The sequence below is a fragment of the Burkholderia sp. Bp9016 genome, from assembly GCF_003857765.1.
In the GTDB taxonomy this organism is placed as follows: Bacteria; Pseudomonadota; Gammaproteobacteria; order Burkholderiales; family Burkholderiaceae; genus Burkholderia.
The window spans coordinates 139077-162131 of record NZ_QTPY01000007.1; the positions used below are offsets into that span (position 1 = coordinate 139077).

Sequence of the window (23055 nt, forward strand, 5' to 3'; positions counted from 1 at the left end):
CGCCACCAGCAAGGCTTTAACTAGTGAAAACCCTAATTCGCCTCATCGGGCAGCCCGAGAAAGACCGACGAAAGAGCTAGCATTTTCTTGTAGATTTTCTACAATTCGATTGCGATACACTCGCTCATCCGAACCCGATTTTCATCTGCCGCCCCATGCTGCCTCGCATTGAAGCGATCCGCGCCGAGCTGCGCCCGTCCGAGCGCAAGCTCGCCGACTACATCCTCGCCGCACCGCGCGAGGTGCTCGACCTCGCGATGACCGAGCTTTCGACCCGCGCGGGCGTCAGCCAGCCGACCATCGCGCGCTTTTGCCAGGCGCTCGGCTGCAGCGGCTTTCGCGAATTCAAGATCCGGCTCGCGCAGAGCGTCGCGCCCGGCGTGTCGTCGGTGTATCGCGACGTCGAGCCCGACGAACCGGCGCCCGGCATCATCGGCAAGGTGTTCGACCGCACGATCGGCGCGCTGATCGAGGTGCGCAACAGCCTGTCGGCCGGCAGCGTCGCCGACGCGATCTCGCTGCTGTCGAACGCGTCGCGCATCGAGTTCTATGGTGCCGGCGGCTCGGGCATCGCCGCGCAGGACATCCAGCACAAGTTTTTCCGGCTTGGTGTGCCGAGCGTCGCGTACTCGGACCCGCACACGTTCTCGATGTCGTCGGCGCTGCTCGGGCCGCACGACGTCGTCGTCGCGATCTCGAACACCGGCCGCACGCGCGACATCGTCGATGCCGCGCGCTCCGCGCTCGCGTGCGGCGCGAAGGTCGTCGCGATCACGCAAAGCCATTCGCCGCTCGCGAAGCTCGCGACGGTGAGCCTCGCGTCGAACGTCGCCGAGGAAACCGACGTGTTCTCGCCGATGACGTCGCGGATGTCGCATCTCGCGATCGGCGACATCCTCGCGGTCGGCGTCGCGCTGTCGCGCGGGCCGGCGCTGATGGAGCGGGTCGGCCGCGCGAAGGAAGCGATCACGCGCCGCCGGATCGACGACCCGACGAAGGAATGAACGCGCCCGACGCGCGCATGAAAAATGGCGCCCCGCGGGGCGCCATTGTTGCGTATCGATCGCCAGCGCTGCCGTGCAGCGCGATCAGAACGGCTTGATCACGACCAGCGCGACCGCGGCAAGCATGCCGAGTACCGGCAGCTCGTTGAACACGCGATACCACTTGTCGGTGCGACGGTTCTCGCCGCGCTCGAACACCCGCAGCAAGTGTCCGCAATACGCGTGGTAGATCACGAGCAGCAGCACCACCGTCACCTTCGCGTGAATCCAGCCCTGCCCCTGGCCAATGCCGATCGCGAGCCAGAGCCACAACCCGCATGCCAGCGCCGGCACTGCGATGAACGTCATGAAGCGAAACAGCTTGCGCGCCATCAGCAGCAAACGCCGCACCGCGGCCGGATCGGTTTCCATCGCGAGATTCACGTAGATGCGCGGCAGGTAGAACAGCCCCGCGAACCACGCGGCGATCAGAACGATATGGAACGTCTTGACCCAGAGCATTGCCATCGGTTGTGCGCCTCGCTTTACGGTTACTGGCGGCCTTCGCCGTGCCCGAGCACGACGTACTTCAGCGACGTGAGCCCTTCCAGGCCGACGGGGCCGCGTGCGTGGAGCTTGTCGTTCGAAATGCCGATTTCCGCGCCGAGGCCGAATTCGAAGCCGTCCGCGAAGCGTGTCGACGCGTTGACCATCACGCTCGCCGAATCGACTTCGCGCAGGAAGCGCATCGCGCGGTCGTGATCCTCGGTGACGATCGCATCCGTATGGTGCGAACCGTAATGGTTGATGTGCTCGATCGCCGCGTCGAGGCCGTCGACGACCTTGATCGCGAGCACCGGCGCGAGATATTCGGTGTGCCAGTCTTCTTCGGTCGCATCGACGAGCGGGCCGACGCCGGCCTCGGCGAGCACCGCGCGCGCGGCCGCATCGACACGCAGTTCGACCTGCTTGTCGCGATACAGCTTGCCGAGCGGCGGCAGCAACGTCGCCGCGATGCCGCTCGAAACGAGCAGCGTCTCCATCGTGTTGCAGGTGCCGTAGCGATGCGTCTTCGCGTTGTCGCACACCGTCAGCGCCTTCGCGAGATCGGCGCGATCGTCGACATACACGTGGCAGATACCGTCGAGGTGCTTGATCATCGGCACGCGCGCCTCGTTGATCAGGCGCTCGATCAGGCTCTTGCCGCCACGCGGTACGATCACGTCGACGTATTCGGTCATCGTGATCAGCTTGCCGACCGCCGCGCGATCGGCGGTCGCGACGACCTGCACCGCGTCCTGCGGCAAGCCCGCCGCTTCGAGCCCTTCGCCGATCAGCTTCGCGAGCGCAGCGTTCGACTCGAGCGCTTCGGAGCCGCCGCGCAGGATCGTTGCGTTGCCCGACTTCAGGCACAGCGCGGCCGCGTCGATCGTCACGTTCGGGCGCGACTCGTAGATGATGCCGATCACGCCGAGCGGCACGCGCATCTGGCCGACCTGGATCCCGCTCGGGCGGTACTTGAGGTTGCCGATCTCGCCGATCGGATCAGCCAGCGATGCGACCTGGCGCAAACCTTCGACCATCGTGTTCAGCGCCTTGTCCGACAGCGTGAGGCGATCGATGAACGCCGCATCGAGCCCCTTTTCACGCGCACGGGCGACGTCGCGTGCATTCGCATCCTTCAGTGCCTGCGCATCGCGCTCGATCGCGCGGGCCACGGCGTCGAGCGCCGCATTCTTCGCGGCCGTGCTGGCGCGCGCCATGGCGCGGGAAGCGTGCCGGGCACGGCGGCCCAGGTCCGTCATGTACTGGTCGATATCCATCGTGTGACTCGAGAAGCGAGCCGCTTGGCGCGGCGTGAATTCGGGGAAAGCGTGCAGCGCGGCAGCAGAAAGGGCCGCACCGGCCATCGAAATATTGTAAGCGGGTTGCGATGCAGGCGCTGAAGGCCCTCGACGAGGCTTAACGCCGCACGCGACCCGCGGTCGGCGGTCGCTCGCCGCGCTCGCCGGCCACCGTCATCGCGAGCTGGAACAGGCCGTCCCACGGATCGGGCGGCGGATCGTCCTGCGTGCGGCGGCCCGGCGCGATGGCCGACAGCCCCTTGACCTGCCGGTCGAGCTTCGCGGCGAACGCGAGCGCCTTCTCGAGCACGCCTTCCGACACGCGGTTCAGCGCGGGGGCGATCAACCGCTCGCGCGGACCCCACACGCGGTTCTCGCGCAGCAGCGTGGCCAGCGGCTTGCCGGCCGTCGCGCCGCGCTTGATCCGCAGCAGCGTGCGCAACTCCTCGACGACGGCCCACATCACGAGCACGATCGCCTCGCCCTCGCCTTTCAGCCCGTCGATCATCCGCGCGAGCCGTGCGGCGTCGCCGGCGAGCATCGCTTCGTTCAGCTTGAAGACGTCGTAGCGCGCGACGTTCAGCACCGCGTCGTGCACCTGTTCGAACGCCAGCACGCCCTGCGGATACAGCAGCCCGAGCTTCTGGATTTCCTGGTGCGCGGCGAGCAGGTTGCCCTCGACGCGCTCCGCGATGAACTGCAGCGCGCGCCGGCCGTCGTCGCCGAGGGCGACGCGCTGGCCCTGCATCGACAGACGCTGGCCGATCCAGTTCGGCAGTTGCGCGCGCTCGACGGGATCGATCTTCAGCGCGACGCCGCCGTTCTGCAGCGCGGTAAACCAGGCGGATTTCTGCGTTGCCGCGTCGAGCCGCGGCAACGTGACGAGCATCAGCGCGTCGGGGTTGGGCGTCGCCGCGAGCGTCTTCAGCGCATCGGCGCCTTCCTTGCCCGGCTTGCCCGACGGAATGCGCAGCTCGATCAGCTGACGCTCGCCGAACAGCGACATCGCCTGGGTCGCGCCCAGCAGCACGCTCCAGTCGAAGCCGCGCTCGACCGTATGCACCGAACGCTCGGTGAAGCCGGCCGCGCGCGCGGCCGCACGAATGCGGTCGCACGCTTCCTGCGCGAGCAGCGGCTCGTCGCCATACACGGTGTAGAGCCCGGCCATCCCCTTCGCGAGGTGCGGCTCCAGCGCATCAAGTCGCAATTGCATCGGTACGTGCGCCGGCGATCAGAGCGGCGGCGGCGGCAGCGGCGCGCCCGGCGCCACGCCCGGCACCACGTCCTGCGGCGCCGGCGTCAGCGAGTGGACGATCGCGAGACGCCGCATCAGCTGGTCGACGGCATCGTTCTGCATGTCCGCGTACAGGATGTCGGCTTCCTGCGCCTTCGCGTTCGTGTACTGGTCGCTGTACGTCATCGCGCGGTTCAGCGCGATCGCGCTCGCGGGGATCAGCACGGTGCCGTCCTTGCTCGTCAGCGTGTAGTTCAGCGTGTAGTACAGCGCATATTCCTGCGCGGAACCGTACTTGTTGAGTGTCAGCGTGTTCTGCCCGCGCGACTCCCACATGCGCAGCACGGCGTCGGCGTCGTCCGCCGACTTGACGATCTTCGTGTCGCTGCCTGCCTCGACGAGGCGCGTGAGCCGCGCACCGACGGCCGCCGGCGCGCCGGCGATCAGCAGCCGCTTGAACGCGTAGTCCTGCTGGCCGCGCAACTGGAAGCCGCATGCCGACAGCGCGACCGCGCTGCCGACGAGCACCAAAAACGATCTGCGGATCACCTTCGCTCCTTCTGTGTACGCCCGACGGCCGGCGGCCGTCAGACGACGATGTTCACGAGGCGGCCCGGCACGACGACGATCTTCTTCGCCGGCTTGCCGTCGCTGAACTTCGCGAACGCTTCGTCGGCCACCGCCGCGGCTTCGATCGCCTCGCGGCTCGCGTCCTTCGCGACCTTCAGCGCGCCGCGCACCTTGCCGTTCACCTGCAGCACGAGTTCGATCTCGGCCTGCTCGAGCGCGGCTTCGTCGACCTTCGGCCAAGGTGCGTCGAGCAGCGGGCCGAATTCGTCCGCGTAGCCGAGCGCCTTCCACAGCTCGAACGTGACGTGCGGCACGACAGGGTACAGCACGCGCAGCAGTACGCCGTACGTCTCGCGCAGCACGGCGGGCGTCGCGCCCTTCGCGCCGTCGATCGCGTTCAGCATCTTCATCGCGGCCGACACGACCGTGTTGTACTGCAGACGCTGGTAGTCGAAATCGGCCTGCTTCAGCACGCTGTAGATCTCGCGGCGCAGCGCCTTGTCGGCGTCGCCGAGCGCCGCCGCGTCGAAACCGGCGCGCACGGCGAGCGCCTCACGATTGCCCGCGCCGAAGCTCCACACGCGGCGCAGGAAGCGGCTCGCGCCTTCGACGCCCGCACCCGACCACTCGAGCTGCTGCTCGGGCGGCGCGGCGAACATCGTGAACAGGCGCGCGGTATCGGCGCCGTACTGGTCGATCAGCACCTGCGGATCGACACCGTTGTTCTTCGACTTCGACATCTTCTCGATGCCGCCGAGCACGACCGGCTGGCCGTCCGAGTTCAGCGTCGCGCCGACCGGGCGCCCCTTGTCGTCGTGCGTGACCGTCACGTCGGCCGGGTTGTACCAGGTCTTCTTGCCCGCTGCGTCTTCGCGATAATACGTCTCGTTGAGCACCATCCCCTGCGTGAGCAGGTTCTTTGCCGGCTCGCCGAACTTCACGAGGCCGAGGTCGCGCATCACCTTGGTCCAGAAGCGCGAATACAGCAGGTGCAGGATCGCGTGCTCGATGCCGCCGATGTACTGATCCATCGGCATCCAGTAGTCGGTGCGCGCGTCGACCATCGTGTCGGCGTCCGGTGCCGTGTAGCGCGAGAAGTACCACGACGAATCGACGAAGGTGTCCATCGTGTCGGTTTCGCGCTTCGCGGCCGCGCCGCACTTCGGGCACGCGCAGTTCAGGAACGCTTCGGACTTCGCGAGCGGGTTGCCCGAGCCGTCCGGCACGAGGTCTTCCGGCAGCACGACCGGCAGGTCCTGCTCCGGCACCGGCACGTCGCCGCACGACGGGCAGTGGATGATCGGGATCGGCGTGCCCCAGTAGCGCTGGCGCGAGACGCCCCAGTCGCGCAGGCGCCACGTGACCTGCTTGTCGCCGAAGCCGCCGGCCTTCAGGTCGGCCGCGACCGCGTCGACCGCATCCGCATGGCGCAGGCCGTCGTACTTGCCGCTGTTCACGCAGACCGCGGTTTCCTTGTCGCCGTACCACTCCTGCCATGCATCGAGCGAGTAAGCCTGGCCTTCGCTCGAAATCACCTGCTTGATCGGCAGGCCGTATTTCTTCGCGAACGCGAAATCGCGCTCGTCGTGGCCCGGCACGCCCATCACCGCGCCTTCGCCGTAGCTCATCAGCACGTAGTTGCCGATCCATACCTCGACCGGCTCGCCCGTCAGCGGGTGCGACACCGAGAAGCCCGTCGCGACGCCCTTCTTCTCCATCGTCGCGACGTCGGCCTCGGCAACGCCGCCGCGCTTGCATTCGTCGATGAACGCCTGCAGTTCCGGCTTGCCCTGCGCGAGGCGCGTGGCGAGCGGATGCTCGGCCGCGATCGCGCAGAACGTGACGCCCATGATCGTGTCGGCACGCGTCGTGAACACGCGCAGCAGCGTCTTTTCGCCGTCAATTTCGTACGGGAAGCCGAAGTTCACGCCGAAGCTCTTGCCGATCCAGTTCTGCTGCATGATCTTCACGCGCTCGGGCCAGCCGAGGCCTTCGAGGTCGTTCAGCAGCTCATCCGCGTACTGCGTGATACGCAGGTAGTACATCGGGATCTCACGCTTCTCGACGAGTGCGCCCGAACGCCAGCCGCGGCCGTCGATCACCTGCTCGTTCGCGAGCACGGTCTGGTCGACCGGGTCCCAGTTCACGGTGCCCGTCTTCTTGTAAGCGATACCCTTCTCGAGCATCTTCAGGAACAGCCACTGGTTCCACTTGTAATAGTCGGGCTTGCACGTCGCGATTTCACGCGACCAGTCGATCGCGAGACCCATCGACTGCATCTGGCCCTTCATGTAGTCGATGTTGTCGTAGGTCCACTTCGCGGGCGGCACGCCGTTCGCCATCGCGGCGTTCTCGGCCGGCATCCCGAACGCGTCCCAGCCCATCGGCATCAGCGTGTTGTAGCCGTTCATCCGCAGATAGCGGTACATCACGTCGTTGATCGTGTAGTTGCGCACGTGACCCATGTGCAGCTTGCCGGACGGGTACGGCAGCATCGACACGCAGTAGAACTTCGGCTTCTGCGAGTCTTCCTTCGTCTTGTAAGCATCGGCTGCGCGCCAGTCGCCCTGGGCGGCGGCTTCGACGTCGGCGGGTACGTATCTCTCGTGCATGGTGTGGTTCGGACTAGGCTTTAAGCGGCGCGCCACGGGGCGGGCACGCGGAAGTGGACGAAATCGGGCAGCCCGGCGGCGCGGGCAGGCTCCCGGTTCCCGGGCCTGCCTCATGGTCCGGAGATCAGCCGGGTAACCCGGAAGGTCTCCAGGTTACCCGGCGAAACCCTGCCGACCGGGCGGAAACGACGATTATACCGTCCGTGGCGGGCGGCACGGCCCGTCTCGCGGGCCGGCACGCATTCTTGCTTGCACCGGACGCGCAGGCGGCCGGCCGGTCAGCGTTTCGCGCCCGCTGCGGCCGGCGCGGCAGTGCCCGCCGGCGGCATGTCGGTGACGAAGCCGATGCGCGTGAGCCCCGCGGCCTGCGCGGCGCCCATCACCTGCGCGATCACGTCGTAGCGGGTCGCGCGCGACGCGCGCAGCCGCAGCTCCGGCGGCGTGGCGCCCGCGGCGGCGGCCCGAAAGCGTGCCGGCAGCGCGTCGAGCGCGACGGGCGTGTCGTCCCAGAACAGCTTGCCGGCGTCATCGATCGACAGCGTGACCGATTGCGGCGTATCGCGCGCGGCGCTGGCCGCGACCTTCGGCAGATCGAGCCGGATCGCATGCGTCATCAGCGGCGCGGTGATGATGAAGATGACGAGCAGCACGAGCATCACGTCGATCAGCGGCGTCATGTTGATCTCCGCCATCGGCGCGGACGTCTTGTGGTGCTCCAGTCCGCCGAATGCCATGGTCGCTCCTCCGGGCCGCGCGTCAGGCGCCCTGCGCGCACACGAACACGTGCAGGTCGCGCGCGAAGCCGTCGAGTTCCTCGGCGAGCTGTCGCACGAGCCGCCCGAGGATGTTGTACGCGAGCACCGCGGGAATCGCGACCACGAGCCCGAACGCGGTCATGATCAGCGCTTCGCCCACCGGCCCCGCGACGTTCTCGATCTGCGCCTGCCCGCTCGCGGCGATGCTGCCGAGCGCGTGATAGATGCCCCACACGGTGCCGAGCAGTCCGACGAACGGCGCGGTGCTGCCGATCGACGCGAGCAGCACCTGGCCGAACTCGAGCCGGCGCTGCGAGCGCAGCATCGCGTGACGCAGCGCGCGCAGCACGCGTTCGCTGCGCTCGACGCGCGCGGCCAGCGCGGCCGGATCGTGTTCGTCGGCCGCGTCGCGCGCGGCTTCGGCAAGCGGCACGAACACGCGTTCGCGATCGGCGCCGACGAGCGCGGCGATGCCCGCATCGAGCGACGGCGCGCGCCAGAACGCGGCGAGCGCGCGCGGCCCCTGCCGCTTCGCGCGGACCAGGAGCCAGGCTTTCATGAGGAGGAAGCACCAGCTGGCGACGGACATCGCCAGCAGCACGTAGGCGACGGCGTGCGTGATCGCATCGCCGCTTTCGAGGTAGTGGACAACGCCGGTGGGAATGGCCATCGGAGTTTCCCCGTGAGCGTCAGCGCAGGCCGAGCACGTCCTGCATGTCGAACAGGCCGGCGCCACGCGCCGACAGGAAGCGGACCGCACGCAGCGCGCCCTGCGCGTACGACACGCGGCTCGACGACTTGTGCGTGATCTCGATCCGCTCGCCGATCCCGGCGAACAGCACGGTGTGATCGCCGACGATGTCGCCGCCGCGCACCGCCGCAAAGCCGATCGTCGACGGATCGCGTTCGCCCGTCACGCCCTGGCGGCCGTACACCGCACATTCGTCGAGCGAGCGCCCGAGCGCACCGGCGACGGCCTCGCCCATCATCAGCGCGGTGCCCGACGGCGCATCGACCTTGTGGCGGTGATGCGCCTCGATGATCTCGATGTCGTAGCCGTGCGAGAAATGCTTCGCCGCGAATTCCAGCAGCTTCAGCGTGACGTTCACGCCGACGCTCATGTTCGCCGCGAACACGATGCCGATCCTGCCTGCCGCGGCCTGCAGCTCCGCCTTCTGCTCGGCGGTGAAGCCGGTCGTGCCGATCACGAGCTTCACGTCGTGGCGCAGCGCGGCCTCGACGTGCGCGATCGTGCCTTCCGGACGCGTGAAGTCGATCAGGTAGTCGGCCTGCGCGAACACGGCGTCGAGGTCGTCGGTCAGCTTGATCCCGGTTTCCTTGCCGAGGAACGCGCCCGCGTCCTGGCCGAGGAACGGCGAATCGGCGCGGTCGAGCGCGCCGACGAGCTGCGCGTCGGAATCGTTGAGAACGGCTTCGATCAGCATCCGGCCCATACGGCCCGATGCACCGGCAATCGCAATCTTCATGGCTTTCTACACGACAGGTATAAAGGCGGGCGGCGCATGCCGCCCCGTTTCCGCACGCCGGCCGCCTACTGGGCCGGCGCGGTGAGCGGCTGGTTCTGCAGCGTGTCCGAACCCTGCGGGCCGACGGGCTGCGTCGTGTCGTTCGACACGTTCGGCTGCGGCGGACGATGGAACTGGAACTGCGGCTGGATCGCCGGCGCCACGCCCGGCGGCTGGCCGCCCGGCACCGGTGCGCCGCTCGAGACCTGCGCGGACGGCGTGAAGCGGCGTGCGGCCGCCCCCTGCCCCGATACCTGGTTGGTCGCGCGGTTCGCCGCACGTGCGGCCTGGGCGTTCGCGTCCTGGTCGACCGCCGCGCCGGATGCCGGCTCGGCAACCGGGCTCGCGGCAGCGGTGGCCTGCGCGGCGCTCGCGGCAGCGGCTTCGGACGCCCTCTTCGCCGCGGCTGCGGCCTTCGCCTTCTTGCCGCCGCGATCGCCGTCGATATCGGCCAGCAGGTCGAGCTCGGAAGGCAGGTTCTCGGCACCCGCCCAGCTCGCGAGCCGGTCGCCCGAGAATGTCAGCACGAGGTCGCGCTGCTGGACGACTGCCGTCGAGCCGCGCTTGAAGTAAAAGAGGTAATCCCAGCGATCGGCATGGAACATGTCCGTCAGCAGCGGCGTGCCGAGCAGCGCGCGGACCTGCTCGCGCGACATCCCGGCCTGCAGCTGCGCGGCCTTTTCCTGCGACACGAAGTTGCCCTGCACGACAGTGATCCGATAGGGCGTGATGCTCTGCGCGATGCGCTGCGTCACGCTGTCGTACGACGAACAACCAGCCAGCGCGGCAACGGCGGCGGCAGCGATGATGGCACTCCGCATGCGACTCCTCTGAAAGTGCGAAAGAGATTCTGGGATCATTTCCGTCACCGTGCTGGCCCGCGTCGCGAGCCGCGCGTGTTTCTGGAACGGCGAAAAGCCGGTAACATTGAAGCCCTGCATTGTACTCTAGGGATGCCTAGCCATGACCAATCCGACGGATCTCAAGAATATCGGGCTAAAGGCCACCCTACCGCGCCTCAAGATTCTCGAGATCTTCCAGCAGAGCCCCGTGCGTCACCTGACGGCCGAAGACGTCTACCGGAACCTGCTCAACGAACAGCTCGACATCGGGCTCGCCACGGTTTACCGCGTGCTGACGCAGTTCGAGCAGGCGGGCCTGCTCACGCGCAGCAACTTCGAATCCGGCAAGGCCGTGTTCGAACTGAACGAAGGTTCGCACCACGATCACCTCGTGTGCCTCGATTGCGGTCGCGTCGAAGAATTCTTCGACGCCGAGATCGAAAGCCGCCAGCAAGCGATCGCGAAAGAACGCGGCTTCCGGCTCCAGGAACACTCGCTCGCGATGTACGGTTCCTGCACGACCGAAAACTGCCCGCACCGCAAGCACTGATCCGCACCATTCGCGCATGCGCGACGGCCCGGCCGGCACCTCGCCGCCCGGGCCGTGTCGTTTTCGGGACAAGACCAATGTGACGAGGCCCGCGTGACACGCGGGCCCGTATGGAAACGTTCTCGAGCATGCGGCTGCGCGCCGGCCACGGCGTGACCCGATGCCGGCCGCGCCGCGCGTCAGGCAGTGCTCGCGCAGGCCGGTTCGAACTCGAGCGCCCACGCGTCGTCGAGCGGGATCTCGTCACAGTTCGGCTGCGGGCCGCCGCGATCGACGATCACGAAATCGCTGACCGCGTCGAGCGCGAGCAGCGGGTGGTGCCACACGCCCTTCGCGTAATTCACGCCCTGCCAGCCTTCGGCGAGGAACGCGCGCATCGCGCCGGGCCGGAATTCGCCGGCCGGCGCGACAACGATCGCGTAGCGCGACACGGCCGCCAGCGGGATGAACGCCTGGCTGCCGTGCGGATGACGCTCCATCAGCGTGATCGCGACCGGCAGCGCGCGCGGCTGCGCGCGAAACATGCTGACGAGCGGCCGGCCGCCGTCCGCGCAGACGTCGATCGTCGCGAGATCGTGGAAACGCTCGGTCGTGCCGCCGTTGATCGGAAAATGCCGCGCGCCTTCGAGCGCGATCACGTCGCCGAACGGCGCGAACGCTTCGCGGGTCAGGCGCTCGACGCGCAGGATATGGGGTCCGCTCATGCCTTCGCCCTCCGTCAAGCCGGCTCGCCCCACAGACGCAGGCGCGACACGCCGCCGTCCGGGAAGATGTTGAAGCGCACGTGCGTGACGGGGCCGAGCGCCGCGAGCTGGTCGAACGTGTGCACGTGATCCATCTGCAGCTTCTGCTCGCCGAGCAGTTCGGCCCAGAACATCGCCTGCGTGACGAGCGAATCGTCGGTGCCGCCCGTGACGTGCGCGGCCTGCAGCGAACAGCGGTCGGGGAAGTTGCCCTTGAAGAACGCCGTATCGACCTCGACGCGCCGGATGATGCCCGGGCGCGCCAGCGCGACGATCGCCCAGTCGTTGCCGGGCTCGCGGCGGCGCCGCGTTTCCCAGCCGTCGCCCATATTCGCGCCCCGCCCCGGCATCAGCATCTGCGAGGCCGGCCCGAAATGCTGGTTGTTCGCCGCCACCAGATAACCGCCGTTCTCGATCGCCGCGAGATCGACGAGTTCGCCGGCCGGCACATGGCGCCAGTCGCGCTGCGGCTGGCCGTACACGCGCAGCCGCGCGAGCCCGCCGTCCGGATACAGGTTCACGCGCAGGTGCGTGACCGGCTGCGCATCGTCGACACTGACGTAGTGGTGCGAATTGCCCTGCAGCGTCGTCGCGGGGACGATCGTGCGCCATTCGGCGTCGTCCGGCGGCGTGTCGCCATCCGCCGCGCAGGCCTCGATCGACGCGGCCGGCGGGAAGTTGCCGGTGAAGTGGCTCGTGTCGAGATCGACGCCGTAAATCACGCCGGGCCGCGCAAGCCGGACCACGCAGAAGTCGTGGCCGGTGGTGCGCTTGCGACGCGTCTCCCAGCCGTCCATCCACTTGCCGTGGTCGTCGTACTTGCCGGGAATGAAGACGGCCGGCTCGGGATTGAGCATGCGCTCCTTCGGCGCGAAGAATTCGTCGCTGGCGAAGAGCGCCTGCGCGCCCAGGCGCGGATCGGCGAGGTTCATGTAGCGCCGCGTGAAGGCCGGCGCGTTCGGATCGAGGATGGGGGCTGCCATGTCGTCTCCACTATTTTGAGAAGCGCCGGCGCATCAGCACGCCGGTCGCACGAAATTCGTTCGCGCCGCGCGGCCAGGGGACGCCGCGCCGTGCGCAGTCGCGCTCAGAGCGCGTGTGCCTGATCGCCCGCGACCGGTGCGGCGGCGCCCGGCGCGTCGGCCACGTAGCGCAGCTCGCGGTTCAGCACGCGCTTCGCGCGGGCCCGGTCGATGTCGTGCTCCCACACCGCGACGACCACCGTCGCGACGCAGTTGCCGATCAGGTTGGTCACCGCGCGGGCAATGCCGACGAACCAGTCGACAGGCAGGATCAGCACGAGGCCGAGCACCGGAATCGCGGGGATCGCCGACAGCGTCGCCGCGAGGATCACGATCGCCGAGCCCGGAATCCCGTGCGCGCCCTTGGACGTGACGAGCGACACGAGCAGCACGACGATCAGGTCATGCGTCGACAGCGGCGTGTTGGTGGCCTGCGCGATGAACAGCACGGCGAGCGTCAGGTAGATCGAGAAGCCGTCGAGGTTGAACGAGTATCCGGTCGGAATCACGAGGCCGACCGTCGAATCCTTGATGCCCATGTATTCGAGCTTGCTCATCACCTGCGGCAGCACCGCGTCGGACGATGCCGTGCCGAGCACGATCGACAGTTCCTCGCGAAGGTAGCGGATCAGCTTGAATACCGAGAAGCCCGCGAGGCGCATCACCGTGCCGAGCACGACCGTGACGAACACGAAGCAGCTCAGGTAGAACACCGCGACGAGATAGCCGAGCTGCTTGAGCGATGCAACGCCGTACTTGCCGGTCGTGAACGCGATCGCGCCGAGCACGCCGAGCGGCGCGAGCTTGATGATGAAGCCGATGATGCGGAAGAACACGTGCGACAGTTCCTCGATCAGGCTGTTCACGCGTTGCGCCTTGTCGCCGAGCAGCGACAGCGCGGAGCCGAACAGCACCGCGAACACGAGGATCTGCAGGATGTCGCCCTTTGCGAACGCGTCGATCGCGGTCTCGGGAATGATCTTCATCAGGTAGCCGGCCGTGTCCTTCAGGCTTTCAGCATTCTTCGCATACGACGCGAGCGACGCCGCATCGAGCGAGCGCAGGTCGATGTTCATCCCGACGCCCGGGCGCGTGAGCCACGCGAGCACTAGCCCGATGCCGAGCGCGATCGTCGTCATCACCTCGAAGTAGACGACCGCCTTCAGGCCGACCCGGCCAACCTTCTTCAGGTCGCCCGCATTGGCCATCCCGCTGACCACGACGCAGAACACGATCGGGCCGATGACCATCTTGATGAGTTTCAGGAAGCCGTCGCCCAGCGGTCGCAGCGACTCGGCGAAATGCGGGAAGAACGCGCCGAGCGCGACCCCCAGTATCAATGCGACGACTACCCGGCCAAACAGCGAATTGAGGAATTTCGACACGGCGCTCTCCCGATCCAACGGTTGCAGTTTCGTCTGTTCATACTGGTAAGACCAGTGATGTTATGGTGGATAGTAGGAAGCCGATATAGTCGCGTCAAGGACGAATCAAATAGGGATTTCCCGCCCTTCGGCATGGGGTCTGAATGCACCGGATCGGGGCGGATCGTGGCTTTCCCGTAGGCCGCTCATGCACTGCCTGCGTGCGGATTACAATGCTGGTCAGACCGGCCATCGCTCACATCATGAAGAACGTTCCGCACACCGTGACCGACGCCGCCATCTCGACGATCCGCGACCGGATCGAGGCAGGCGTATATCCGGTCGGCAGCCTGCTGCCGGCCCAGCGGCAGCTCTCCGAGGAGCTGGAGATCAGCCGCGCGTCGCTGCGCGAGGCGCTGTCGACGCTCGAGGCGCTCGGGATGCTGCGCATCCGCGCCGGCAAGGGCGTCTATGTCGAAAGCGCGCAGGCGACGGCCGCCCACGCCTGGCGGTTCGCCGAGCAGTCGTCGCCGCCCGACACGTACCAGATGCGCTATGCGCTCGAGGGGTTTGCCGCGCGGATGGCGGCGCACGTCGTCAGCGACGACGACATCGCATGGTTCGAGAACAATCTCGCCGACCTGCACGTCGCGCTGACCGAGAGCGCGCTCGACGAGGCGTCGCGGCTCGATTTCGACTTCCACATGCGAATCATCCATCTCGCGGGCAACGCGGCGATCGAATCGGTACTGCGCAGCAGCGCGGACATCATGAAGGAAAGCCAGCGCATGCCGTTCTACCGGCGCGAGCTGCTGCTGTCGACATGGCACGAACACCGTGCGATCGTCGATGCGCTGATCGCCCGCGATGCGGCGGCCGCGGGCACCGCGATCGAGACGCACATTGCCAACGCCGCGCAGCGCGCGGGCATCTTCTTCCCGACGCCGCGCACCTGAGCGCCTGAGCACCGCCCATCCGCGCGGCTGGCGCCGCAACCGGTCGCCGGCCGTACCGGTCACCCCCCCGACGGATCGCGATACGCGAGCGCGCGCTCGATGAATGCACGCGCCGCGACGCTGCGGTACGCGCCCTTGCGCGTGAGCAGCGCGGCCGTGCGCGTCGGCAGCGGCGGATCGATCTCCAGCGCGCACAGATCGCCGCTCTCGCGTGCGACCGCATCGGGCAGCACCGTCGCGAGCCGCCCGCAGCGCACGAGTTCCAGCACCGCGCTGATCGTGTTCGTCTCGATCGCGATCTTCGGCTGCGCCCCCTGCTCGATGAAATACCGGTCGATGCTTTCGCGCGTCGCGAACGCGCGGCTCAGCAGCACCAGCGGCTCGCCGACGAGTTCGGCCGGACTCAGCGCGCGGCGACGGCGGGCCAGGCGATGCGTGCGGCCCGTCACGAGCGCGAGCGGCTCGTCCCACAACGGCAGCGCGTCAATGTCCGGCGCGCGCGGCGGCATGAACGCGAAACCCGCGTCGAGCCGGTCGTCGGCCAGCAGCGCCTCGATGCGCTCCTGCGGCATCGCGTCGATCGTCAGCGCGACGTTCGGAAAATCCGCGTGGAACGCGTCGATCAGCGAGCCGCTCAGGTAGGCGGCGAAGGTCGGCATCATCGCGAGCCGCAGCGAACCGCTGCCGAGATCCGCAACGTCGTGCAGCGCGCGCTGGCCGGTATCGAGTTCGTGCAGCGCCGCGCGCGCGTGGCGCGCATAGACTTCGCCGAACTCGGTGAGCCGCACCGTGCGGCCCGAGCGGTCGAACAGCTGCACGCCGAGCATGTCCTCGAGCTGGCGCACCTGCTGCGACAGCGTCGGCTGCGACACATGCAGCGAGTCGGCCGCGCGCGTGAAGCTGCGCTGCTCGGCGACGGCCAGGAAATAGCGGATGTGGCGAAGTAGCATGCGCGGCTCATGTATTGGCTGTACCAATGAATACCATAGCAATCCAGTCTTGGACGCTATGATTCGATTCCCGCATCATACGCACTTCCGCTCCTGCGCATGGCGCCTGCCGCCGCACCGGAACGGCACGCCCGGGCCCGCCCCGCCCGCCGCACGACGATCCGCCGCCGCCCCACCCGGGCGCCGGCCACGCTCCGCCCGGCGCGCATCGGCTCATCGCCGATCCGTTGACGCCGGCCCCGATTTCCGCAATCCCCGTGCAGCCGACCGTCCCCGCGCCGCCGGCCGCCGCCGTTTTTTCGCGACCATGGAACTGCATCACGACAACCATCCCCCACTGACCCGCGCCATGACGCTGCTGTTCGCCTGCGCGTGCGGCATCGTCATCGGCAACATCTATTACGCGCAGCCGCTGCTCGCCGCGATCGCGCGCAGCTTCGGCCGCCCGCCGGCCGAGCTCGGCTACCTCGTCACGCTGACGCAGCTCGGCTACGCAGCAAGCCTGCTGCTGATCGTGCCGCTCGGCGACGCGGTCAACCGCCACACGCTGATCGTGCGGCTGCTCGTGCTCAACGTGATCGCGCTGGCGGCCGTCGCATTCAGCACGAACTTCACGATGTTCGTCGTCGCGAACATCGCGCTCGGCTTCGTCACCTGCTCGACGCAGTTGCTCGTGCCGTTCGCCGCGTCGCTCGCCGACGCGCGCACGCGTGGCCGCGCGGTCGGCACCGTGATGAGCGGGCTGCTGCTCGGGATCCTGCTCGCGCGCGTCGCGGCCGGCGCGATCGCCGACGGGTTCGGCTGGCGCGCGGTGTACGCGATCGCCGCGGTGATGATCCTCGCGCTGACCTCCGTGCTCGCGGTGAAGTTGCCGAAGGATCGCCGCCACGCGCGGCTCGACTACGCGGCGCTGATGAAGTCGCTCCTCGCACTGGTGCGCGCGCAGCCGCTGATCGCGCTGCGCTCGACGTACGGCGCGCTCGTGTTCGCATGTTTCAGCCTGCTGTGGACCGGCCTCACGTTCCTGCTGAGCCAGCCGCCGTACGGCTACTCCGAAGGGCAGATCGGGCTGTTCGGCGTCGTCGGTGCTGTGGGCGCGCTCGCGGCGACGTCGGCCGGCCGGCTCGTCGATCGCGGCCACGGCAACGCGGCGACCGGGTTGTTCGCGGCGGCCGTGCTCGCATCGTTCGCGCTGATCGCGACCGGCGCGCACTCGCTCGTCGCGCTGATCGCGGGCATCCTGCTGCTCGACGTCGGCGTGCAGGGCATGCACATCTCGAACCAGAGCGTGATCTATGCGCTCGCCGGCAACGCGCGCAGCCGCGTGACGACGATCTATCTGACGAGCTACTTCATCGGCGGCGCGTTCGGGTCGTTCGCGGCGAGCGTCGCGTACGGTGTCGACGGCTGGCGCGGCGTATGCATCGCCGGGGCCGCACTGTCCGGCGTGCTGATCGCCTTGTGGCTCGCATCGCAGCGCGTCGGCGTGCGGCAAGCCACTCAGTAACCGGCTTTCGCGCCGCCCAACAAAAAGGCACGCTCCGCGCATCGCGGGCGTGCCTTTTCTGCATGCGCGCCGTCGCGCGCCATCAGCGGGCAGTCATGCCGTCGCGTCGGCGAAATCGATCAGCACCTTCATCGCCCGCTGCCGGTCGCCGGCCAGCTCGAACGCATCGTTCGCTTCGCGCACCGGAAACACGCGCGTCACGGCCGGCGCGAGATCGACGCGCCCCGCATTGATCAACTGCACCGCGAGCGCGAACTCCGCATGAAAGCGGAACGAGCCGCAGATCGACAGCTCCTTCGCGACCACCACGTTCTGCGGCAGGCTGACGTCGCCGCCGAGCCCGAGCTGCACGACGACGCCGCGCGGCCGCATCACGTCGAGGCCGTCGCGCAGTGCGCGCGCATTGCCGGAACACTCGATCATCACGTCGAACGTTCCCTTGTCGGCGCCGTAGCGCGCGACCCAGCCGCTGTCGGTCGCCGCGTTGATCGTCCGGTCGGCGCCGAGCGCGCGTGCTACGTCGAGCGGCGCATCAACCACGTCGGTCGCGACGATCTCCGCCGCGCCGTGCACGCGCGCCGCCGCGACTGCCAGCACGCCGATCGGCCCGCACCCCGACACCAGCACGCGCCGGCCGATCAGCGGCCCCGCCCGTGACACCGCGTGCAGCCCGACCGCGAACGGCTCGGCAAGCGCCGCGAGCGACAGCGGCACGTGATCGGCCACTTTCACGCACTGCGCGGCGTCGCACACGAGCGCGTTGCGAAACGCGCCCTGCACGTGCGGCATGCGCATCGCGCTGCCGTAGAAGCGCATGTCGAGACACTGGTTCGGCAGCCCTTCGAGACAGTAGCGGCACGCGCCGCACGGGCGGCTCGGATTGACCGCGACGCGATCCCCGACCCTCACCGCCGTCACGTCCGGCGCGACCGCCGCGACCGTGCCGGCCACTTCATGACCGAGCACCATCGGCTGCTGCAGCCGGATCGCGCCAAAACCGCCATGCCGAAAGTAATGCAGGTCGGAGCCGCAGATGCCGCCCATCGCGACATCGACGCGCACCTGGCCCGGGCCGATCTCGCCGGCGTCCTGCTCTTCGAGCCGCAGGTCGTTCGGCCCGTGGATCACGACACACATGCAACGCATACGCATGACACCCCTCCTCAGACGACCGGCGTAAGCAGCGGCTCGCCGGCGAAGTGCGCGGCGAGGTTGTCGCGCACGAGCCAGCCCATCGCCTGACGCGTCTCGACGGTGCCGCTCGCATGATGCGGCTGCAGCAGCACGTTCCGCAACGCGAGGAAACGCGGGTCGATGTTCGGCTCGTTCCAGAACACGTCGAGCGCTGCGCCGGCGATCGCGCCGCGCTCGAGCGCGTCGAGCAGTGCGGGTTCGTCGACGGTCGTGCCGCGCGACACGTTCACCAGATGGCCGTGCGGGCCGAGCGCATCGAGCACGGCCGCATCGACGAGATGGCGCGTCGACGCGCCGCCCGCGAGCGTGACGATCAGCACGTCGCACCAGCCGGCCAGTTCGGTCAGCTGGCCGAAGAAACGATGCGGGCTGTCCGCGCGCGGCGCGACGTCGAAATAGCCGAGCTCGACGTCGAAGCCGGACAACCGGCGCGCAAGCGTCGTGCCGATCCGGCCGAAGCCGACGATGCCGACGCGCTTGCCATACAGGCGGGTGACGAGCGGCATGTCGCCGTCACGCCATGCGCCGGAGCGCACGTACGCGTCGCCTGCGCCGATCCGGCGCAGCAGTGCGAGCGTGAGCCCGACGCCGAGATCGGCGACATCGCCGGTCAGTACGTCGGGCGTGTTGGTCACGCGGATGCCGCGCTCGCGCGCCGCTGCGAGATCGATCGCGTCGGTGCCAACGCCGTAGCACGAGATGATCTCGAGCTGCGGCAGTGCGGCGATCAGCGCGGCATCGGCGCCGAGGTCGCCGCGCGTGGCGATCGCACGCACGCCGGCGCCATGTTCGGCGAGAAACGCCGCTCGGTCGACGGCCTCCCACAGCCGGTGGACGTGGTAGCCGGTCGACAGCCATGCGTCGTCCCACGGCTGGTAGGGGCCCGTCATCAGCAGCTCGGGCCGCCGGGTCGAATCGTGCGCCATCTGCGCTTGCTCCTGTCGAAATAAGTTGAAATCGGAGTGCGTGCCGGGCCGCGTCAGCCGCCTGGCGCGCTCATGCATGCCGTGCGAGCGGCTCGGTTTCCGGGGCCGGCTGCGCCTGCGCCGCGTCGAGCGGATCGTCGAGATCGCGGTTCAGCGTCTCCGGCATCCGCGCCGTGGTGAACAGCGTGATCAGCGTGAGCAGCACCAGGTACGCGGCGATCGGCACCCAGGCATACACGCCGGCCGCGTGATCGCCGCCGTGCAGCGCGATCACGGTCGCGATCAGCGTCGCGCCGATCAACGGCGCGATTCCGCCGGCAAGCACGGCCGACACTTCACGCGCAAACGACACGCCCATGTAGCGGTGCCGCGCGCCGAACAATTCCGGCAGCAGCGCGGCCTGTGCGCCGAGCATCCCCCAGTTCGCAAAGCCTTGCGCGACCGAGATCGCGATCACGCTCGCGACCACGTTCCCCTGGCTGAAGATCCACCACACCGGGAATGCGAGCGCGAGCTGCAGCCACGCGAACGTGCGGTACACCCGCACCCGGCCGAAGCGGTCGCTCAATCGCCCCGCGAGCGGCACCGTGCAGGCGCCGACGGTGGCCGCGCACACCAGCGCGAGCGCACCGATCGGCCCCTTCATCCCGATCACGCCGGCGAGATAGCTGACCGCGAGCGCCTGGTAGATCGACGAGCCGCCGTTCTCCGCCATCCGCAGCCCGATGCCGATCAGCAATGTGCGCCTGGAGTGCTGCACGGCGCTCTTCAGCGGATTCGCCAATACCTGCGCGCGCTTCTCGAGCCGCACGAAGGTCGGCGATTCATGCAGCCGCGCCCGCATGTAGACCCCGACCGCGACGATCACCGCGCTGAACAGGAACGGCACGCGCCAGCCCCAGCCGTCCGTGACGTGGTCGAGGTTCGCGAGCAGCAGGAAATAGACGGCCGCCGCGAGCACCGTGCCGAGCTGGATCCCGAGAAACGGCAGCGACGCGTAGAAGCCGCGCTTGCCCGGCGGTGCGTATTCGGTCATCAGCACGGCCGCGCCGGCCTGCTCAGCGCCAGCGCCGAGGCCCTGCAGGATGCGTAGCAGCACGAGCAGCGCGGGCGCCCAGTAGCCGGCGCTCGCATAGGTCGGCAATACGCCGATCAGCGTGCTGGCGATGCCCATCAGCAGCACCGTCGCGGTCAGCACGAACTTGCGGCCGATCCGGTCACCGAGCACGCCGAAGATGACGCCGCCGAGCGGGCGCACCGCGAAGCCGACGAAATACGTGCCGAAGCTCGCGATCAGCCGCGTCTCGACGGTTTGCGACGGAAAGAACAGCGGTCCGAAGACCAGCGCCGACGCGAGCGTGTACAGCGCGAAATCGTAGTATTCGAGCGCGCTGCCGAGCGAGCAGGTCCATGCCGCGCGGTTGAGCTGCTTCCGGTCGACGCCGTGTCGCTCGGCAGTGTCGGCCGACGTGGCGGGCATTGCATCGCGCCGCGGGGAATTGCGATCCATCGTTGTCTCCTGTCTCCTGCCTTCCATTCCGGAACCCGGCGCCAGATGCGCCGGACATCGGCCCGCTCGTGCGGCGGGCTCTTCTGGGAATTCGGATGCCGGCCCGAACCGGCTCGACGGCGCTGCGCACACGGCGCAAGCACCATCGCTCAGACGGCGCTGGTCAGGCCGCCGTCGACGAACAGCGTCTGGCCGTTTACGAAATCGGACGCCGCCGACGCGAGGAAAATCGCCGCGCCGCACAACTCGTCGACCTGTCCCCAGCGGCCGGCCGGCGTGCGCTTGCACAGCCAGTCCGAGAACGCCGCGTCGTCGACCAGCGCGCGATTCAGTTCGGTTTCGAAATAACCGGGCGCGAGGCCGTTCGCCTGGATGCCGTGGCGCGCCCAGTCGGCGCACATCCCTTTCGTCAGCATCCGCACCGCCCCCTTCGTCGCCGCATACGGCGCGATCGTCGGCCGCGCGAGCTCGCTCTGCACCGAACAGATGTTGATGATCTTGCCGCGGCCGCGCGCGATCATGTGGCGCGCCACCGCCTGCGCGGTGTTGAACACGCCGTCGAGATTCACGCGCATCAGCGCGTGCCAGTCTTCCGGATCGAATGCGTCGAGCGGCGCGCGGCGCTGGATGCCCGCGTTGTTCACGAGGATGTCGATCGCGCCGACGCGCGCCTCGAAATCGTCGATCGCCGCGCGCACCTGCGCGTGCTCCGCAACGTCGAACACCGCGTAATCGGCGGCGAAACCTTCCTCGCGGAAGTGGCGCACAAGCGTCGCGGCCTTCTGCTCATTGCGATCGTTGATCACGATCGCCGCGCCGGCTTCGGCGAGCCCGCGGGCGAGCGTCAGTCCGATCCCGCGTCCGGAACCGGTGATCAGTGCGCGGCGGCCGTCGAGGCGGAACCGGTCAAGCGCGTGGGTCATGCATGTCTCCTCAGACCAGACGAGCCGACCGCCCGTCGCGGCCGGTCTCGCGTTGAGACTATCTTCGGCGTTCGGCCCGGCATTGCGCCAATGGTCTTTTTTGATCCGGTTATCATGAAATCTGATTACCGCCCCTTGCCGGCCGCCGACCATGGAACTCAAGCAATTGCGCGCCTTCGTCACGCTCGCGGAAGAGCTGCATTTCGGGCGCGCCGCGCAGCGCCTGTTCATCGTGCAATCGGCGCTGAGCATGCAGATCAAGGCGCTCGAGGACGAACTGGGCGCGCGCCTGTTCGAGCGCGACCGCCACAAAGTCGAACTCAGCGACACCGGGCGCGTCTTCCTGCCCGAAGCGCGAGCGACGCTGCAGCAGGCTGCGCGCGCGGAGCAGATGGCGCGGCTGTCGAGCCGTGGCGAGATCGGCACGCTGCGCATCGCATTCGTGTCGTCGGTACTGCCCGCGCTGCTGCCGGCCGTGCTGCGCACGATGCGCGAGCGCTACCCGCTGATCACGCTCGAACTGAAGGACATGCCGACGCCCGACCAGATCGCGGCGCTGCGCGACCGGCGCATCGATTTCGGGATGATCCGGCTGCCGGCCGCGTATGCGGGCATCGATACGCGCGTGGTGCTGGAGGAAGGCTTCGTCGTCGCGCTGCCGCTCGACCATCCGCTCGCCGCGCACGAAGCGATCGCGCCGAACGCATTGCGCGGCCAGCCTGCATTCGTGCTCGCGCGCCGTTACGCGCCCGGCTTTTACGACGACATGCTTCTCGCGCTGAGCCGCGCGGGCATGACGCTCGAGATCGCGCAGGAGTTCGGCGAATTCACGACGATGCTCGCGCTTGTCGCAGCCGGGATGGGGATCGGGCTGATTCCGGCGGAAGCCGCGAGCGCGCTGCCGCCGAACGTGCTCGCACGGCCGCTCGACCTCGCGGGCCACCGCACCGGCATCGGTCTCGCGTGGATCGACCTCGACAGCGCGATCAAACGCGCGTTCGTCGACGCGCTCGAACACGTGACGGCCAACGCCGCGCAATGACG

At 68.3% G+C, this 23055-nt stretch carries 22 protein-coding genes; 5 read left to right on the forward strand and 17 right to left on the reverse strand.

Annotated elements, in window-relative coordinates:
- Positions 1-155: 155 nt before the first annotated feature.
- Positions 156-1004 carry a MurR/RpiR family transcriptional regulator gene (locus tag DIE13_RS10895; RefSeq protein WP_124827146.1) on the forward strand — a complete coding sequence of 283 codons (849 nt, stop codon included), beginning with the start codon at positions 156-158 and terminating at the stop codon, positions 1002-1004.
- An 84-nt stretch (positions 1005-1088) separates the two neighbouring features.
- On the opposite strand, the gene DIE13_RS10900 is transcribed toward DIE13_RS10895, so the two are convergent.
- From DIE13_RS10900 to DIE13_RS10940, 9 genes are all read right to left on the reverse strand, one after another.
- Positions 1089-1511: a CopD family protein gene (locus tag DIE13_RS10900; RefSeq protein ID WP_098549765.1), complete on the reverse strand. Its 423-nt coding sequence runs from the start codon at positions 1509-1511 to the stop codon at positions 1089-1091.
- A 23-nt stretch (positions 1512-1534) separates the two neighbouring features.
- On the reverse strand, positions 1535-2806 hold the full coding sequence (locus DIE13_RS10905) for a glutamate-5-semialdehyde dehydrogenase (protein WP_124827147.1): 1272 nt from the start codon (positions 2804-2806) through the stop codon (positions 1535-1537).
- A gap of 139 nt (positions 2807-2945) precedes the next feature.
- On the reverse strand, positions 2946-4040 hold the full coding sequence (gene holA / locus DIE13_RS10910) for a DNA polymerase III subunit delta (protein ID WP_124827148.1): 1095 nt from the start codon (positions 4038-4040) through the stop codon (positions 2946-2948).
- 18 nt (positions 4041-4058) lie between these two features.
- Positions 4059-4610, reverse strand: coding sequence for an LPS assembly lipoprotein LptE (gene lptE, locus DIE13_RS10915; RefSeq protein WP_124827149.1), 552 nt, complete (start codon positions 4608-4610; stop codon positions 4059-4061).
- 38 nt (positions 4611-4648) lie between these two features.
- Positions 4649-7243, reverse strand: a complete 2595-nt coding sequence (leuS, locus tag DIE13_RS10920) for a leucine--tRNA ligase (RefSeq protein ID WP_124827150.1) — start codon at positions 7241-7243, stop codon at positions 4649-4651.
- Between the two features lie 278 nt (positions 7244-7521).
- Complete coding sequence (locus DIE13_RS10925) at positions 7522-7977, reverse strand: biopolymer transporter ExbD (protein WP_124827151.1); 456 nt, start codon at positions 7975-7977, stop codon at positions 7522-7524.
- A 22-nt stretch (positions 7978-7999) separates the two neighbouring features.
- Positions 8000-8668: a MotA/TolQ/ExbB proton channel family protein gene (locus tag DIE13_RS10930; RefSeq protein WP_124827152.1), complete on the reverse strand. Its 669-nt coding sequence runs from the start codon at positions 8666-8668 to the stop codon at positions 8000-8002.
- Positions 8669-8687: 19 nt separating this feature from the next.
- Entirely contained in the window at positions 8688-9485 is a 798-nt protein-coding gene (dapB, locus tag DIE13_RS10935; protein ID WP_096506320.1) for a 4-hydroxy-tetrahydrodipicolinate reductase, read from the reverse strand.
- Between the two features lie 65 nt (positions 9486-9550).
- Positions 9551-10345 (reverse strand): outer membrane protein assembly factor BamE, encoded by a 795-nt coding sequence (locus DIE13_RS10940; protein WP_124827153.1) that lies wholly within the window; start codon positions 10343-10345, stop codon positions 9551-9553.
- A gap of 142 nt (positions 10346-10487) precedes the next feature.
- Between DIE13_RS10940 and fur the strand changes: the two genes are divergently transcribed.
- A complete protein-coding gene (gene fur, locus DIE13_RS10945) occupies positions 10488-10916 on the forward strand; it encodes a ferric iron uptake transcriptional regulator (protein WP_006753314.1) in 429 nt (142 codons plus the stop codon).
- A gap of 179 nt (positions 10917-11095) precedes the next feature.
- Here fur and DIE13_RS10950 read toward each other — a convergent pair whose 3' ends face one another.
- From DIE13_RS10950 to DIE13_RS10960, 3 genes are all read right to left on the reverse strand, one after another.
- Complete coding sequence (locus DIE13_RS10950) at positions 11096-11620, reverse strand: ureidoglycolate lyase (RefSeq protein WP_124827154.1); 525 nt, start codon at positions 11618-11620, stop codon at positions 11096-11098.
- 14 nt (positions 11621-11634) lie between these two features.
- Entirely contained in the window at positions 11635-12642 is a 1008-nt protein-coding gene (alc, locus tag DIE13_RS10955; protein ID WP_124827155.1) for an allantoicase, read from the reverse strand.
- Between the two features lie 104 nt (positions 12643-12746).
- Complete coding sequence (locus tag DIE13_RS10960) at positions 12747-14066, reverse strand: C4-dicarboxylate transporter DctA (RefSeq protein WP_124827156.1); 1320 nt, start codon at positions 14064-14066, stop codon at positions 12747-12749.
- A 212-nt stretch (positions 14067-14278) separates the two neighbouring features.
- Here DIE13_RS10960 and DIE13_RS10965 point away from each other — a divergent pair, with 212 nt between their 5' ends.
- Positions 14279-15001 carry a FadR/GntR family transcriptional regulator gene (locus tag DIE13_RS10965; RefSeq protein WP_124827157.1) on the forward strand — a complete coding sequence of 241 codons (723 nt, stop codon included), beginning with the start codon at positions 14279-14281 and terminating at the stop codon, positions 14999-15001.
- Between the two features lie 59 nt (positions 15002-15060).
- On the opposite strand, the gene cynR is transcribed toward DIE13_RS10965, so the two are convergent.
- Complete coding sequence (gene cynR / locus DIE13_RS10970; RefSeq protein WP_124827158.1) at positions 15061-15951, reverse strand: transcriptional regulator CynR; 891 nt, start codon at positions 15949-15951, stop codon at positions 15061-15063.
- 307 nt (positions 15952-16258) lie between these two features.
- On the opposite strand from cynR, the gene DIE13_RS10975 reads away from it, so the two are divergent.
- Positions 16259-17458 (forward strand): MFS transporter, encoded by a 1200-nt coding sequence (locus DIE13_RS10975; protein ID WP_124827159.1) that lies wholly within the window; start codon positions 16259-16261, stop codon positions 17456-17458.
- A gap of 93 nt (positions 17459-17551) precedes the next feature.
- On the opposite strand, the gene DIE13_RS10980 is transcribed toward DIE13_RS10975, so the two are convergent.
- The 4 genes from DIE13_RS10980 to DIE13_RS10995 form a co-directional block, all read right to left on the reverse strand.
- Positions 17552-18610 (reverse strand): L-idonate 5-dehydrogenase, encoded by a 1059-nt coding sequence (locus DIE13_RS10980; RefSeq protein ID WP_124827160.1) that lies wholly within the window; start codon positions 18608-18610, stop codon positions 17552-17554.
- A gap of 11 nt (positions 18611-18621) precedes the next feature.
- On the reverse strand, positions 18622-19578 hold the full coding sequence (locus DIE13_RS10985; protein WP_124827161.1) for a 2-hydroxyacid dehydrogenase: 957 nt from the start codon (positions 19576-19578) through the stop codon (positions 18622-18624).
- A gap of 70 nt (positions 19579-19648) precedes the next feature.
- Positions 19649-21088 (reverse strand): MFS transporter, encoded by a 1440-nt coding sequence (locus DIE13_RS10990; protein ID WP_124827162.1) that lies wholly within the window; start codon positions 21086-21088, stop codon positions 19649-19651.
- A gap of 149 nt (positions 21089-21237) precedes the next feature.
- A complete protein-coding gene (locus tag DIE13_RS10995; protein WP_124827163.1) occupies positions 21238-22011 on the reverse strand; it encodes an SDR family NAD(P)-dependent oxidoreductase in 774 nt (257 codons plus the stop codon).
- A 151-nt stretch (positions 22012-22162) separates the two neighbouring features.
- On the opposite strand from DIE13_RS10995, the gene DIE13_RS11000 reads away from it, so the two are divergent.
- On the forward strand, positions 22163-23053 hold the full coding sequence (locus tag DIE13_RS11000) for a LysR family transcriptional regulator (protein ID WP_124827164.1): 891 nt from the start codon (positions 22163-22165) through the stop codon (positions 23051-23053).
- The last annotated feature ends 2 nt before the right edge of the window (positions 23054-23055 follow it).

Excerpts from the sequence above, each read along its gene's own strand:
- DIE13_RS10895 (WP_124827146.1), top strand. The coding sequence starts at position 156 with ATGCTGCCTCGCATTGAAGCGATCCGCGCCGAGCTGCGCCCGTCCGAG.
- DIE13_RS10900 (WP_098549765.1), bottom strand. The coding sequence starts at position 1,511 with ATGGCAATGCTCTGGGTCAAGACGTTCCATATCGTTCTGATCGCCGCG.
- DIE13_RS10905 (WP_124827147.1), bottom strand. The coding sequence starts at position 2,806 with ATGGATATCGACCAGTACATGACGGACCTGGGCCGCCGTGCCCGGCAC.
- holA (WP_124827148.1), bottom strand. The coding sequence starts at position 4,040 with ATGCAATTGCGACTTGATGCGCTGGAGCCGCACCTCGCGAAGGGGATG.
- leuS (WP_124827150.1), bottom strand. The coding sequence starts at position 7,243 with ATGCACGAGAGATACGTACCCGCCGACGTCGAAGCCGCCGCCCAGGGC.
- DIE13_RS10925 (WP_124827151.1), bottom strand. The coding sequence starts at position 7,977 with ATGGCATTCGGCGGACTGGAGCACCACAAGACGTCCGCGCCGATGGCG.
- DIE13_RS10930 (WP_124827152.1), bottom strand. The coding sequence starts at position 8,668 with ATGGCCATTCCCACCGGCGTTGTCCACTACCTCGAAAGCGGCGATGCG.
- dapB (WP_096506320.1), bottom strand. The coding sequence starts at position 9,485 with ATGAAGATTGCGATTGCCGGTGCATCGGGCCGTATGGGCCGGATGCTG.
- DIE13_RS10940 (WP_124827153.1), bottom strand. The coding sequence starts at position 10,345 with ATGCGGAGTGCCATCATCGCTGCCGCCGCCGTTGCCGCGCTGGCTGGT.
- fur (WP_006753314.1), top strand. The coding sequence starts at position 10,488 with ATGACCAATCCGACGGATCTCAAGAATATCGGGCTAAAGGCCACCCTA.
- DIE13_RS10950 (WP_124827154.1), bottom strand. The coding sequence starts at position 11,620 with ATGAGCGGACCCCATATCCTGCGCGTCGAGCGCCTGACCCGCGAAGCG.
- alc (WP_124827155.1), bottom strand. The coding sequence starts at position 12,642 with ATGGCAGCCCCCATCCTCGATCCGAACGCGCCGGCCTTCACGCGGCGC.
- DIE13_RS10965 (WP_124827157.1), top strand. The coding sequence starts at position 14,279 with ATGCTGGTCAGACCGGCCATCGCTCACATCATGAAGAACGTTCCGCAC.
- cynR (WP_124827158.1), bottom strand. The coding sequence starts at position 15,951 with ATGCTACTTCGCCACATCCGCTATTTCCTGGCCGTCGCCGAGCAGCGC.
- DIE13_RS10975 (WP_124827159.1), top strand. The coding sequence starts at position 16,259 with ATGGAACTGCATCACGACAACCATCCCCCACTGACCCGCGCCATGACG.
- DIE13_RS10980 (WP_124827160.1), bottom strand. The coding sequence starts at position 18,610 with ATGCGTATGCGTTGCATGTGTGTCGTGATCCACGGGCCGAACGACCTG.
- DIE13_RS10985 (WP_124827161.1), bottom strand. The coding sequence starts at position 19,578 with ATGGCGCACGATTCGACCCGGCGGCCCGAGCTGCTGATGACGGGCCCC.
- DIE13_RS10990 (WP_124827162.1), bottom strand. The coding sequence starts at position 21,088 with ATGGATCGCAATTCCCCGCGGCGCGATGCAATGCCCGCCACGTCGGCC.
- DIE13_RS10995 (WP_124827163.1), bottom strand. The coding sequence starts at position 22,011 with ATGACCCACGCGCTTGACCGGTTCCGCCTCGACGGCCGCCGCGCACTG.
- DIE13_RS11000 (WP_124827164.1), top strand. The coding sequence starts at position 22,163 with ATGGAACTCAAGCAATTGCGCGCCTTCGTCACGCTCGCGGAAGAGCTG.